At 65.2% G+C, this 13,854-nt stretch carries 13 protein-coding genes and 1 tRNA gene; 10 read left to right on the top strand and 4 right to left on the bottom strand.

The window, feature by feature from the left end; all coding sequences use genetic code 11:
• Positions 1-93 precede the first annotated feature (93 nt).
• Complete coding sequence (locus tag J2X58_RS09905) at positions 94-1,146, bottom strand: proline iminopeptidase-family hydrolase (RefSeq protein WP_310047862.1); 1,053 nt, start codon at positions 1,144-1,146, stop codon at positions 94-96.
• Positions 1,147-1,272: 126 nt separating this feature from the next.
• Between J2X58_RS09905 and J2X58_RS09900 the strand changes: the two genes are divergently transcribed.
• Positions 1,273-1,803, top strand: a complete 531-nt coding sequence (locus tag J2X58_RS09900; RefSeq protein ID WP_310047861.1) for a hypothetical protein — start codon at positions 1,273-1,275, stop codon at positions 1,801-1,803.
• 84 nt (positions 1,804-1,887) lie between these two features.
• Here the strand turns inward: J2X58_RS09900 and J2X58_RS09895 are convergent, their stop codons facing one another.
• Positions 1,888-2,718, bottom strand: coding sequence for an endonuclease/exonuclease/phosphatase family protein (locus tag J2X58_RS09895; RefSeq protein WP_310047860.1), 831 nt, complete (start codon positions 2,716-2,718; stop codon positions 1,888-1,890).
• A 153-nt stretch (positions 2,719-2,871) separates the two neighbouring features.
• On the opposite strand from J2X58_RS09895, the gene J2X58_RS09890 reads away from it, so the two are divergent.
• From J2X58_RS09890 to J2X58_RS09870, 5 genes are all read left to right on the top strand, one after another.
• On the top strand, positions 2,872-3,336 hold the full coding sequence (locus J2X58_RS09890) for a hypothetical protein (protein ID WP_310047859.1): 465 nt from the start codon (positions 2,872-2,874) through the stop codon (positions 3,334-3,336).
• 363 nt (positions 3,337-3,699) lie between these two features.
• The gene (locus tag J2X58_RS09885; protein ID WP_310047858.1) at positions 3,700-6,759 is read left to right on the top strand and encodes a TonB-dependent receptor; all 3,060 of its coding nucleotides are present in this window, start codon (positions 3,700-3,702) and stop codon (positions 6,757-6,759) included.
• Between the two features lie 249 nt (positions 6,760-7,008).
• Positions 7,009-7,476, top strand: a complete 468-nt coding sequence (locus J2X58_RS09880) for an Hsp20 family protein (RefSeq protein WP_090052035.1) — start codon at positions 7,009-7,011, stop codon at positions 7,474-7,476.
• 145 nt (positions 7,477-7,621) lie between these two features.
• A complete protein-coding gene (locus J2X58_RS09875) occupies positions 7,622-7,804 on the top strand; it encodes a DUF3606 domain-containing protein (protein WP_090052037.1) in 183 nt (60 codons plus the stop codon).
• A gap of 332 nt (positions 7,805-8,136) precedes the next feature.
• Positions 8,137-8,877, top strand: coding sequence for an SDR family oxidoreductase (locus J2X58_RS09870; RefSeq protein WP_310047857.1), 741 nt, complete (start codon positions 8,137-8,139; stop codon positions 8,875-8,877).
• Positions 8,878-9,015: 138 nt separating this feature from the next.
• Here J2X58_RS09870 and J2X58_RS09865 read toward each other — a convergent pair whose 3' ends face one another.
• Positions 9,016-9,756 (bottom strand): 3-oxoacyl-ACP reductase family protein, encoded by a 741-nt coding sequence (locus J2X58_RS09865; RefSeq protein ID WP_310047856.1) that lies wholly within the window; start codon positions 9,754-9,756, stop codon positions 9,016-9,018.
• Between the two features lie 181 nt (positions 9,757-9,937).
• Between J2X58_RS09865 and J2X58_RS09860 the strand changes: the two genes are divergently transcribed.
• The 4 genes from J2X58_RS09860 (at position 9,938) to J2X58_RS09845 (ending at position 13,619) form a co-directional block, all read left to right on the top strand.
• Positions 9,938-10,891, top strand: coding sequence for a LysR family transcriptional regulator (locus J2X58_RS09860; RefSeq protein WP_310047855.1), 954 nt, complete (start codon positions 9,938-9,940; stop codon positions 10,889-10,891).
• 113 nt (positions 10,892-11,004) lie between these two features.
• Positions 11,005-11,853, top strand: coding sequence for an alpha/beta hydrolase (locus J2X58_RS09855; RefSeq protein ID WP_310047854.1), 849 nt, complete (start codon positions 11,005-11,007; stop codon positions 11,851-11,853).
• Between the two features lie 3 nt (positions 11,854-11,856).
• Positions 11,857-12,648 carry an SDR family oxidoreductase gene (locus J2X58_RS09850; protein ID WP_310047853.1) on the top strand — a complete coding sequence of 264 codons (792 nt, stop codon included), beginning with the start codon at positions 11,857-11,859 and terminating at the stop codon, positions 12,646-12,648.
• An 89-nt stretch (positions 12,649-12,737) separates the two neighbouring features.
• The gene (locus tag J2X58_RS09845) at positions 12,738-13,619 is read left to right on the top strand and encodes a hypothetical protein (protein WP_310047852.1); all 882 of its coding nucleotides are present in this window, start codon (positions 12,738-12,740) and stop codon (positions 13,617-13,619) included.
• 83 nt (positions 13,620-13,702) lie between these two features.
• Here the strand turns inward: J2X58_RS09845 and J2X58_RS09840 are convergent.
• A tRNA-OTHER gene (locus tag J2X58_RS09840) sits at positions 13,703-13,846 on the bottom strand.
• Between the last annotated feature and the right edge of the window lie 8 nt (positions 13,847-13,854).

Raw genomic sequence — 13,854 nt, 5'->3', positions numbered from 1 at the left:
CTCCCCCGGGGGGGGCGCCGCGGGGGGCGCGGGGGGGCCCCCCCCCCCCCCCCCCCCCCCCCCCCCCCCCCCCCCCCACGACAGCAAGGACCCTCACTTCATCGGCTTGCCCGCATCCACATCCTCGAGGAACCCGATAAGCCCCGTGAAATACGTCGCCTGATCGTCGTACATCGCCATATGGGCGCCCTTCGGGCAGAGCAGGAACCGCCCGTTGGGCAGCTTCTTCGCCATGGCTTCCATGTACGCGGGATCCATGGTGTCGTACTTCGCCCCGATCACCAGCGTGGGCACGGTGATGTTCTTCAGGTCCTTGCTGCGATCCCAGTGGAGCAGTTTGCCGCTCGCGCCGAGTTCGCTCGGGCCCTGCATCATCACGTACACCTGCTCGTTGAGGTGCGCGAACGAGCGCTCGACGGGCTCGGGCCACTGTGCCGCCGGCATGCGCAGCACGTGCTGCTCGTAGTGCATGGGCATGAGGAGCTCCATGTACCGCGGATCGGAGGTCTTCTTCTCCGCTTCGAGTTTCTTCACCTCGGCGAGCTTCCTCTGGTCCATCGCCGGCATCAGCACCTTGTTCGCGTACGCGTTGTACGCGGGGATGCTGTCCATCATGTTGGAGATGATCACGCCCTTGAGGTGCTGCGGGTACTTCAGCGCGTACTCGATCGCCAGCACGCCGCCCCACGAATGGCCCAGGACGAAGAAGTTGTCCTTATCCAGGTGCAACGCCTGGCGCACCTGCTCCACCTCGTCGACGAAACGGGGGATATCCCACAGCGACGGATCGGTGGGCTTGTCGCTGAACCCCGAGCCGAGCTGGTCGTAGTAGTAGTACTCGATGCCCGCGCCGGGGAAATAGCTGTCGAACGCCTCGAAATACTCGTGAGTGGCGCCCGGCCCGCCGTGCAGCAGCAGAACCTTGATCGTCGGATTGTTGCCGACCCGCTTGGTCCACACCTTGAACTTGCCCTTGGGCGTGTCGATGACGACCGTCTTCTGCCCGCCGGAAAGCACGTCGTCGCGGCCGGTGTTGTCGAAATAAGAGGTCTGGGCGCCGGGCCTGGGTGACGCGGTCAGCGCCGGTATCGAGGTCAGCAGACTGGCGGCGACCAGTAGCAGAAGGGCCATGGGCTTGCGAAACATCGGTGTTCCTCTCTGCGTGGGCGGCCCCTTCCCGCCGCATGGCCTGCCGGCGGGCGACGGGGATGCACGTTGTCGCGCTACGGGGATCGTGCAATCTTACGCGTCGACGGAGCAAAGGAAAGGCCCATGAATCCGACACTTGTTGCCGTGCGCTGGCTTGCACGCCCGGTCTGTGCGCTTCTGTTCTCGGCACCGCTGGTCGTGGGATGCAGCTCGGTCCTGAGGAGTTCGGCGAACGCCAGGACCGTCTTCCCGTATTGCAACGTCTACACGGCGAATGCCTGCTTTGGCATAGGGCGCGGCGACACGGTCGTAACTTCCCCGCTGCACGATTACGTCCTGTACGACGTAACGCTTTCGGACGGTGCGAAAGCCAGGATTTACAGCGGCTACAATCCTGATAAATCGCGATTCGAGCGTGCTACGCCATGCCGGCAAGGTGGCACCACCGACCAATGCGCGATGGTGCGATCCCGGACATCCATCGATCTTTTGTACGGGAGAGACGGCGATTATCTCGACGTGCATGTCGAAGCTGGCGGGGACTCCATGGCCGGCCAACACGTTCGCAATTTCATCCAGAGCTTCCGTCCGTGCGAAGAGGATGGGGCTGGACTTCGGTGTGCGGAAGTCCGCATATTTTCGGGCCTGCCGTAGCAGGCGGCGAACCCGTTGCACATTCCGTAAGCATGGCGCGAGCCTCCGGCGTCGCCGGAAGCCCGCTCGGTACGATGGCCTGACTCAGAGCGCGAAATCGGCCTGCACCGGGAAATGGTCCGACGGGTAGCGGCCGTCCTTCGATGTGGTGACGGTCTGAACCGAGATCGCCTTGATGTCGCGATAGAGGATCCAGTCGATCCGCTTGTTCGCCTGGCCGGTGAAGTTGTGGAAGGTTTCCGCGGGGCCTTCGCGTTTCGGCGCGGTGTCCCATGCGTCCTTGAACGTGGCGGTCAGGGCCTTGTGCGCCTCGCTGTCCGGGCCCGTGTTGAAGTCGCCTGTGATGATCACCGGCACGCCCTTGGGCAGCTTCGCGACCCATGCCGCCATCTCGCGGGCGCTGCGCGAGCGCGCGTCTTCGTCCTGGTCGCGATAGGGATAATGCGTGTCGAGCAGGTAGAAGCGCTTGTGGTCCGAGAGGCGTTCGAACAGGGCCCAGTTCACCATGCGCGGGAAGATGTTGCCCCACGTGATGCTGGCGACCTTGTCGGGCGTGTCCGAAAGCCAGAAGTCCCCCGTCTCGATCACCTTTAGGGAGTCCTTCCGGTAGAAGATGCCCATGTGCTCGTCGGTGTGCTTGCCGTAACGATCGCGACCGAACCAGACGTATTCGGGGAGGCGCTCCACCGTGTCGTCGCCCTGCTGCTTGTAGAGCTCCTGCGTGCCGATCACGTCCGGGTGCAGCTGGCGGATGGTGTCGGCGAAGAGGTCGCGCCTGTGCTCCCAGCCGTTCGCTCCGTCGTTGCCCGTCATGGTGCGGACGTTGAACGACATGACCCTCAGGTCGTCGGCGGTGGCGGGGAGGGCGATGGCGGCGGCGATCAGCGTGAACGCAATGCGCGAGAGACGAGTCATGGGCTCCGGCTTCGTTTGGGTGAGCGCCCGACTATATCGACGTAACGACATCGTTGTCGTGACAGGCGTCCTGCGACCATGCGCCTTTGTCGCATCGTCCCGCCCCGGGCGCGTCGCTGGGGCAGAATAGGGCGATCACGCATCGAGGTGTCCATGACGGCCGGAAACGACGAAAGCTCCAGTGGAACCAGCGGACGCAAGGCCGCGATCGGCGTCGTCGTGGTCGCTTTCCTGGCATCGGCGACCACGGCCATGCTCGCCTTCACGGCCTCGCACAGCGCCCGGGAAGCCGACGCGAAAGGCCTCGCGGCCGACACGGCGGACCTGCGTGGCGTGCTGAGCGAGTGGCAGGCACAGGTCGACGAGGCGGGCAGGGCCGCCGCCGGGGATCGCGCCACGGTGCTCGGGCGGCTCGTCGAGCGCGGTGAAGCACTGTCGTCGTGGAAGCCGCGCACGCCCTGCGGCCAGGAAGCGCGCGACAACCTGCGCAAGGCGATGGAGGTCCGCGTGCTCATCCTTCGCGAAGGCGGGTCGGACAGGAACCCCGACGAGGCCGGCGTCCTGGCGACGACGTTGCGGCAATGCGAGGCCCAGCGTGGAAGGGACGTCGACATCTGAGCCGGTAACCGGCATGCGGCCGCGAACGTTTGCATTCGGTAAGACGAGCCAGGTCGTTCATTCCAGCGCGATTTCTTGCGAAAACGTGTCAGGGAAACTTTTTTGAGTAAATGCTCAAATTTTCGTTGACACGGTGCATCAAAGCCCCCTAAGTTTCGTCTGTCGCGAGTGATACCCCATCATTTGATCGGGGCTCGCGGCACCGTGACTGCACGGCTTCTTCGCTGTGCTACGGGGGAACGGCACGACCGCTCGGGGGAGTGGGTGCCGCATCGGCAGGACTTCCTCGCAGCACGCGTCGACGCGCCGGCGGTCATGGCCATTTCGGTGGCCCATGCACTGGGTCGTTCTGGGGAGATATCCATGCAGCTTCATTCCATCCGCCACCGCGGAGGGCTTCGGCCGTCCCTGCTGGCAGTCGCCCTGGCCGTCGGTTTCGGCGCCAGCGCTCCGGTCTTCGCGCAGTCCACCACCGCCGACATCTTCGGCCAGGTGCCCGCGGCCGCCGGCGAAACCGTCCAGGTCACGAGCAGCACGGGTCTGACCCGTTCCGTCGCCGTCGACGAGCAGGGCCGTTACCGCATCGGTAACCTTCCCGTGGGCTCGTACGACGTCAACCTGCTTCGCAACGGCGCCGTCGTCGACTCGCGCAAGGGCGTGCAGCTCAAGGTCGGTGGCGCCACGGACGTTTCGTTCGCCGCCGCCACCACGTCCGCCAGCGCCCAGTCGCTCGATCAGGTCACGGTGACCGCGAACACGCTGCCGCCGATCGACACCACCGCCGTCGACTCGCGCACGATCGTCACGGCCCAGACCCTCGCCCGCCTGCCGCTCGGCCGCAACGCCGAAGCGATCGCGCTGCTGGCGCCGGGCGCGGTGCCGGGTTCGAGCAACCTCGGCAACGGCCGCTACCGCACGGTGTCGTTCGGTGGTTCGGGCGCGTCCGAAAATGCGTACTACATCAACGGTTACAATACGTCCGATCCGTACCGTAACCTCGGCGGCGTCGGCCTGCCGTACGGCGCGATCGACCAGCAGGAGGTGTACACCGGCGGCTACAGCGCCATGTACGGCCGTTCGGATGGCGGCGTGATCAGCCAGGTCGGCAAGCGCGGCACGAACGACTGGCACTTCGGCGCGCAGGTGCTGTGGGAGCCGAAGTTCGCCTCCTCCACCGCCGGCAGCATCTACTACGGCAACAAGGCCCTGCCTCCGGGCTACGGCTACGCCGATCCGAGCCTCGTCGGTTCGATCTATCGCAATCGCGAAGACAACACCAAGTGGACCACGACGTACAGCGCGTACGTGGGCGGTCCGCTGATCAAGGACAAGCTGTTCTTCTTCGTCGCCGCGGAAGCGGAAAAGAGCGAGGGCGTCAGCACGGCATCGGTGGAAGCCAACCCGGTCGCCAACAACCACTACACGTACAACCTGCCGAAGTACTACGCGAAGGTCGACTGGAACATCACCGACTCGAACATCCTCGAGCTCACGGGCATCCACTCCACCGACGAGCAGCGCGGCACGTACTACAACTACGACTACGACACGCGTACCGTCGGCGGCCCGCTGGGCTCCAACGCCGATACGTCGAAGCTCACCTCGAAGTACGCGATCGCCAAGTACACCAGCTACATCACGGACGACCTGACCTTCACCGCCACGTATGGCAAAGGCTGGACGACCGACTACCTGCACAACCCGACGCCCGGCCTCGACCAGCAGCCGTACATCGACAGCCCGTTCCTGCAGAACCCGGCACTGAACGGCGGCACGCCGATCACCAACCTCAATACGTCGTCCACGACGCAGGCCCCCAACGCCGGCAGCCGGACGCACGGCCTGCGCCTCGACCTCGAGTGGCAGCTGGGCGATCACCACCTCGCCGGTGGTATCGACAACATGCATTACTCGGCCAGCAACGAAGGCCAGGACACCAGCGGTCCGGGTTACTACCTGCGCTACCGCCGCGCGTCCGAGGGTAACGAGAACGTGCCGATCCGTCCGTCGCAGGGCGTCGGCGCGCCGGGTGGCGACGGCTACTACGTGACGGAGCGCATCTTCTCCACCGTCACGAGCATGTCGCTCGACCAGAAGGCCCAGTACCTGGAAGACCGCTGGCAGATCACCGACCGCTTCCTGCTGAGCGTCGGCGTGCGTAACGACAGCTTCAAGAACTTCAACGACAAGAACCGTCCGTACGTGAACAGCGGCCCGCAGTGGGCCCCGCGTATCGGCGCGAGCTGGGACGTGTTCGGCGACTCGTCGCTGAAGATCTACGGCAACCTCGGTCGCTACTACCTCGCGCTGCCGAACAACGTGGCCGTGCGCGGCGCATCGCCGTCGACGTACACGGACGTGTTCTACACCTATACAGGCATCGATTCGCTCGGCCGTCCGACGGGCCTGACCGAGATCAGCCCGGGCGCCGTCTCGCCTGATGGCGAGTACGGCCAGCCGGTCGATCCGATCGCGGTCAGCGCGCGTGACCTGAAGTCGCAGTACCAGGACGAAGGCATCCTCGGCTTCGACAAGACGCTGGGCGATGGCTGGGTCACCGGTGCGAAGGTGACGGTGCGCAAGCTCAAGAGCGCGATCGACGACGTGTGCGACACCGGTCTCCTGGGCGAGAAGATCGCCGCGGACGGCGGCAACCCGGACAACGTGATCATTCCCGGTTGCGTGATCTTCAACCCGGGCGCCACCAACACGTTCAGCCTCGCCAACGTCGACGGTGGCCGCACCGAAGTGAAGATGAACCAGCAGGACTGGGGCTTCACGCAGAAGGCCAAGCGCAACTACTACGCGCTCGACCTGTACCTCGACCATCCGTTCGACGGCAAGTGGCAGGGTCGCGTCGACTACACGTTCTCACGTAGCTACGGCAACACCGAAGGCCAGACGAAGTCCGACATCGGCCAGACCGACATCTCCAAGACGCAGGACTGGGATTCGGCCGAACTGATGCGCTACGCCAACGGCCTGCTGTCGAACGACCGCACGCACCAGATCAAGGCTTACGGCGCGTACCAGTTCACGCCGGAATGGATGGTCTCGGGCAACCTCCGCCTCGCTTCCGGCGCGCCGAAGTCGTGCCTGGGCTTCGAGGATGCCGAGGCCGATCCGGATCCGCTGGGCTACGGCTCGTCGTACCACAACTGCAACGGCATGCCGTCGCATCCGGGCGACAAGCGCAACCCGTGGTACCGCCAGCTCGACCTCGCCGTCACCTACCGTCCGAACTACTTCGACGGCAAGCTCGCCTTCGGTCTCAGCGTGTTCAACGTGACCAACGAGCGCAAGCCGCTGAACAGCTTCTCGACGTACGAAGCGGGCCCGGTCACGGTCAACAACAACTACGACCTGGGCCAGTTCTACCAGACGCCTCGCTACGCGCGCCTCACCGCCACGTACGACTTCTGATAGGCGCCTCACCCTTACGACAAGAACAAAGCCCCAGGGACGGGGCATGCATCCCCAGATCGCCGCCTGCTCCTACAGGCGGCGTTTTTTATGCGCCGATTTCGCCTAAACGATGGCTGAAAGCAGGGGCTTGAAACGCCGCGACACCGCCCTATCATTTTTCCCGCCAGCCGCTTCGGGACTGGCCTGGCCGCCTGATGACGGCGGCCCTGAGAACCCATTCCATGTTGCTTCAAGGAGAATATGGCCATGCGTACTCTTCTCGATTTCACCCCGCTTCACCGCTCGAGCATCGGCTTCGATCGCGTGTTCGACCTGCTGGAATCGGCCGCCCGCACGCAGCAGGGCGACAACTACCCTCCCTTCGACTCGGTCAAGCTGAGCGACGACGCCTATCGCATCACCATGGCCGTCGCCGGCTTCACGGAAGATGAGCTGAGCATCTCCGCGCAGGGCAACCTCCTGCTGGTGAGCGGCGAGCACAAGGCCGAGCCCGAGGGCGAGTTCCTGCATCGCGGCATCGCGAACCGCGCGTTCAGTCGCCGGTTCGAGCTCGCCGAGCACATCTACGTGACCGGCGCGCGGCTCGCTAACGGACTGCTTTCGATCGAGCTCAAGCGCGAGGTGCCCGAGGCCATGAAGCCGCGGCGCATCGCGATCGACAGCGCCGGCGCATCCACGTCGACGGTGAAGCAGTTGCACAGCGAAGCGGCCTGATCCTCCGGACAAGGCGTTCGGCGAAAGCCTGGCTCGCGGCCATCGCGCCGCGAGCCTTCCGAAAGCCGAAAAACCCCACGATTCCTTCGCAACCTCTCAACACCCGCGGTACCACGCTTCCAGCAACGAACACGGGAGCAGACACATGTCCGACGACAAGACCAAGCGCGGCCCGGCCGACGCCAAGCGCATCAACGTCAACGAAGACTACGAAGTCCAGTACTGGACCAAGGAACTCGGCATTTCCCGCGAACAGCTGACCGAAGCCGTGAAGCGGGTCGGTCCGATCGCCGAGGACGTGCGCGCCCACCTCCGTCGCCGCCACTGACCACTTCGCCGCCGCAGGTGCCGGTGGGAGCCGATCGGCGATCCGGCACGAAGACAGCTCCGGTGGAAGCCGATCGCATCGGCGATCCCGCACGAAGGCAGCTCCGGTGGGAGCCGATCGTATCGGCGATCCCGCGCCAGCGGGCAATGTGCGAGTGACGCCGCCCGGCGTTCCCCAAACTGCGACAAGGTGGCCCCTGAGATGAGGCTACCGGACCAGGGACAGGCCCCCGATGTTGAAAACGCGGCACCGAATGCCGTCGAAGGCTGCACGTCGTCTGGAAGGACGACATACAGCCTTCCACACCAACATCTGAAACCAAGGACCACGGAATGATAGATCTGACCGGAAAGCGGGCCCTGATCACGGGAGGCTCCCGCGGCATCGGCGCGGCCATCACGAAGACGCTGGCGTCAATGGGCGCTGACGTCGCTTTTACTTACCAGCAGGCGTCTGGGAAGGCGCAAGACGTCGTGGGCGCTGTCGAACAGTCGGGGCGCCGTGGCGTCGCCATTCGTGCCGACAGCGCCAGCCCCGCCGACATCGCGCGTGCGGTCGACGAAACGGTTTCCACGTTGGGCGGCCTCGACATCCTGGTCAACAGCGCGGCCATCGGTCACACGGGAACGATTGCGGATCTCGACGTCAACGCGTTCCAGACACTCATGGACATCAACGTTCGCGCCCCCGTGCTCTTCGCCAAAGCAGCGATCCCGCACCTCGGGCAAGGCGGCCGGATCATCACGATCGGTTCCGCACTCGGCGAGCGCGTGCCGTTCCCCGGTATCACGGCCTACGCGATGTCGAAGGCCGCTCTGAACTCATTCACCCGTGGCCTTTCGAGAGAACTGGGACCGAGCGGCATCACCGTCAACCTGGTTCAGCCCGGCGCGACCGATACCGATGCGAATCCGGCTAATGGCGAGGGAGCCGACTTCCAGCGCAGCCTCACCTCGCTGGGACGCTTCGCGGAGCCGAGCGACATCGCCAACGTGGTGGCGTTCCTGGCAAGCCCCGCGGCAGACATCGTCACCGGCGCCACGATCACCGCCGATGGCGGTGCCATTGCCTGATCGCCGATACGCTCGTGGGTGTAATAGGCGGATGGTCGATGGTGGTTCCAAAGTGGCACGTGCGCCGAGGTAGCCGACGACGCACGTGCCGTATCGAACCTTCGACGGTGAGCCGCTTTGGGCTCACCGTGAACGGTTTCAGGCGTTCGTGCCGCCGTCGACCGTGAGGTTCGTGCCGGTGACGAAGCTCGCTTCCGGACCCGCCACGAAAGACACCATCGCCGCGACATCGTCGACGTGTCCATAGCGCTTGAGCGAGGTGATGGCGATCTGCGGCTCGGCCCACGCTTCGTTGGCAGGGTTCAGATCGGTGTCGATGGGACCGGGCTGCACGTTGTTGACGGTGATGCCGCGCGGCCCGAGTTCGCGCGCCAGTCCCTGCGTGAACATCTTCACCGCGCCCTTCGTCGCGGCGTAGGCGGTGAGGCCAGGCGCCACCACGCGTTCGCCGACGCAGGATCCGATGTTGATGATCCGACCGCCATCGGGGATGTGCTTCAGCGCGGCCTGGGTGGCGATGAACACACCGCGCAGGTTGATGTCGACCACGCGGTCCATCTCTTCGAGGCTGGCTTCCTCGAACGGCTTCGGAATGGCGGTGCCCGCGTTGTTGACGAGGACATCGAGGCCACCGAACGTGGACGCGGTCTTTTCGACGGCCGCCACGACCGCCTTCGCGTCGGCGGCGTCCGCCTGGATGGCGATGGCCTTGCCACCGGCGGCCTCGATCTCCTTGACCACCTGCGCGGCGGCGTCGGCGCCGCGGGTGTAGGTGATGGCGACGTTGGCACCGTCGGCGGCGAGGCGCTTCGCGATGGCCGCACCGATGCCGCGGGATGCGCCGGTAACGAGCGCGGTCTTGTTGGACAGGTTTGACATGGGATTCTCCAAGGGGGATGTGGGACGTCACCGGCGGCGTATTCCTGAAAGCTATGGCAGCTATCACGAAGCGCTTTGTCGCCGTGTCCAGGATCTCTGGCGTGATGGGCAATCTACGCCTTGACATCTGCGATGAAAAAGACTTTGTTGATAGCCGAGTCATGCCCTGGAGGCATCCGTCGTGGAGCTTCGTCACCTTCGTTACTTCGTCGCCGTCGCGGAAGAGGGCAGCCTCACCGTGGCCGCCGAGAAGCGACTGTTCACGGCGCAGCCTTCGCTCAGCCGACAATTGCGGGATCTGGAGCACGAGGTGGGCACGGCCCTCTTCATTCGCGGAGCACGTGGCGTGGAACTGACGGCCGCCGGACGCGCCTTCCTTGATCACGCACGTCTGTCTCTCAGCCAGGCGAAGGAAGCGATCGAGGCGGCACGTCGCGCGGCGCGACCGCCACGCGAGACGTTCGCGGTAGGCTTTCTGACCGGTCAGGAAGCCGACTGGCTGCCCAACGTGACGCGCGTGCTCCGCGAGCACTTGCCGGCGATCGAGTTCAAGGTGGTCAGCCTGTATTCGCCGGATGTGGGCAACGCGATCCAGAGCGGCGAGATCGATCTCGGCTTTTCGCGCATCGAGCCGCGCCCGGACGTGTCGTATCGCGTGATCGCCAAGGAGCCTCTCGTCGTCATCCTTCCGAGCAGTCATCGCCTTGCCGCGCAGCCGGTCATCCGCCCGAAGGACCTCGAAGGCGAGGCGTTCATCGGTTTTTCCGATATTCCGCACGTCCTGCGCGACGTCGTGGACGGCTATCTGCAATCCAGCGGCGTGAACCTTGTTCCGTCGCACCACATCGACAACTTCGCCGTCGGCATATCGCTCGTGGCCTCGACGGGAGGCGTGGCGTTGCTGCCGGCGTATGTCGAGCCGCTGCTGCCGTGGTCGGTGGTGAGCCGCCCCTTGGCGGGAACCGTGCCGACGATCGACCTTGCGGTCGGTTACCGTGAGGACAACCCGTCGCCCGTCCTGAAGACGTTCCTGTCGTGCATCGATCAGGTGATCGAGGCCGGGCCCGCGGGGCAGCGATCCCATGCGCTGGCTGGCGGTACCGGCAAGGCACCCCGTCGCCGCGCGGGCAGCTGACGCGCCAGCCATCGCACGCATGCCTCCAAGGCATCGCGTACCTGCCAACAAAGTCTTTCCCGGCGAACCGCCGGCGGTCGTAACGTGCCCGGAACAGATTTCGGAGCATATCGATGGAAACACAGACGCACCATTCGGCTGCCACGCGCTATGTCGACGCGCGCGGCACGCAGTTCGCGTACCGCCGCTTCGGACGCCGGGGCGGTGTGCCCTTACTCTTCAACATGCACTTTACGGGCACCATGGATCACTGGGACCCGGCGATCACGGACGGTCTGGCCGAGGGCCGCGAAGTCATCCTGTTCGACAACAGGGGTATTTCGAGCACCGACGGCGTCGTGCCCGAGTCCGTCGAGGAGATGGCGGACGACGCGCTGTCTTTCGTTCGCGCGCTCGACCTTCAGGAGATCGACGTGCTGGGATTTTCGCTCGGTGGCCTCGTCGCGCAGGAGATGGCGCTGCAGGCGCCGTCGCTGGTGCGGCGACTGGTGCTGGTCGGCACCGGGCCACGCGGTGGCGAGGCCATGCAGTCGCTGACGCCCGAGGCACAGGATATCTTCCGCGGTTCTTACGATCCGCCCGATCATCTCTGGCTTCGGGTGTTCTTCGCGCCGAGCGAGTCAAGCCAGGCCGCGGGCAGGGCATTCCTCGAACGATTCCGTCGCAGGACCACGGACCGCGACCCGGAGGTCGATGACGCCGTCGCACCCGCGCAGTTGGCGGCGCTGGGCAAATGGGGCGCCACGCCACCGGATGCCTTCGCTTACCTCGAGCGCATCCGGCAGCCGGCGCTCGTGGTGAACGGCGACGCGGACGTCATCATCTATTCCGTGAATTCCTGGATACTCCAGCAGTATCTGCCGGATGCGAAGTTGATCATCTATCCCGATGCCAATCATGGCTCGCTCTATCAGTACCCGGCGGCATTCGTCCGGGACGTCGATCACTTCCTTAAGGCCTGAGCCATGACACCGAAGACGACGAACGGCGCGCTTCCCGCCGATGGCGACCGGAAGCGTCTCGCCGGCAAGACGGCCCTGGTGACGGGCGCGTCGCGCGGCATCGGCAGAGCCATCGCGCTGAAGCTCGCTGCCGAGGGCGCGCAGGTGCTCGTGCATTTCAGCGCGTCGCCCGACGAGGCGGGCGCGGTCGTCGAACGCATCGCGCAGGGCGGCGGGCGGGCCAGCGCGGTACGAGCGGATCTCGGTGCGCCCGACGGCCCGCGCACGCTGGCCACGGCGGTGCGCCATATCGTCGGCGGCCGCCTCGACATCCTGGTGAACAACGCGGGCATCTCTACCGCCGCGACGCTGGAGGAGCAACGCATGGACGACTTCGATCGCATGTTCCACGTCAACGTGCGTGGTGCTTACTTCCTCGTCCAGCAACTGCTTCCCGTGCTCTGCGCCGGAAGCGTGGTCACCTTCGTCACGTCGCTCGTGGCCAGAGCCGCGATCGGCCATCTTTCGGCTTATGCGGCCACCAAGGGAGCAAGCGACACGCTCGTCCGTCATCTCGCGGCCGCGCTCGGCCCCAGGAACATCCGCGTCAACGCCGTGGCGCCCGGTGTCGTGGAGACCGACATGTCGAAATTCGCCCGCAGCGATGAAGGCAGGCGATACACGCTGTCCATGCAGGCGCTGCAGCACATCGCGCAGCCCGGCGACATCGCGGACGCCGTCGTGTTCCTTGCCTCCCCGGACGCACGGTGGGTCACCGGCACGACCCTCGCCGTGGATGGTGGATCGCGGCTATGACGGGCGCCCGTACTTCATGATGACGCGGGCGCGGCGCGGGTACATGATGAGGGCCGGCGGACATCCCGCCCCGTACAGGGAAACGACATATGCAGCGCAAGCAACGCGGTGGATTGGTCGATGTCTTCATGGTCGCGGACCCGGACGAGGTGCGAGCGGTCCTGGCCGACGAACACATCGACCGCGAGTTCAGCGGTCGCCGTCTGCCGCTCAACCGGCTGCTGCTGCGCCGGATCACGCGTACGCTGTCGTACCGCGGTACGCGGTTTCCCACGCTTCAGCCACGTAACGACCCGGACAGGAAGGCGCGCCAGGCGGCACTGTGGGAACGCCTCAACGCCGCGGCGGCCAGCTTCGACGCGTCGAATCCCGAACTCGAGTCGCTGGCCGCCTGGGTGCGTGGTTTCGGCGACGACGACGCCCTCGGGCCGCTGGTCCAGGACATGGTGGGCCGGCAGTTCGATCCGGCGTTTCGCGCGACACAGGAAACGTGGGCGGCTGCGGAGTTGCTCGAGGAAGCCGTGAGGACCACACGTCTCACGAAGCGAATCGGCTGGGCACTCACCGGCAAGGTGCGTCGGGCGAAGGGCCGTCTCGGTGCCATGGTCGATCACGAGCGGGCAGGTATCCATGGTGTCGCCATCGCGCTGCACAACATCGTCAAAGGCTTTCGTCAGATGCGAGAGCTGTACGCGGAAGGCAAGGGGGCCGCACTTTCCGCGCCGGATGCCTCCGCGCGATGCCTGTTCGCACCGAGCGCCGTTCTTCGCCAGCCGACACGCGATACGACGGTCGCCGGTTGCCCCATCTCGCGGAACGCCATCGTCGTCCTCGCGCTCGGTGAAGCCGCGAAGCGCGACGGTACGTCGTCGTTCGTATTCCTGAAAGACGAATGGAGCCGGTGCCCGGCAGACACATGGGTGCCAGCGTTGTTCGAAGGCGTCTGGGATCGGGCCTGCGCGTCGCCGTGATGGTGTGGCCGATCCATATGCGATCGCCTGGTCGCGGAACGACAAAAAATAGCCCGTCAAACGACGGGCTATTTTTCGAATAATGGTGGCTCGGGACGGAATCGAACCGCCGACACGGGGATTTTCAACAGTATGTCGCACGGGCGGGTTGAGCCGCAGTTCAACATAAATAATTGTTCTACAACGTATTAGACCGTCAACCGCGTCCCGTCAACTCCCGCCGAGCCCCCGGTTA

It is taken from the genome of Luteibacter sp. 3190, assembly GCF_031456385.1.
GTDB lineage: Bacteria > Pseudomonadota > Gammaproteobacteria > Xanthomonadales > Rhodanobacteraceae > Luteibacter.
This window is presented reverse-complemented; position numbering and strand designations above follow the sequence as displayed.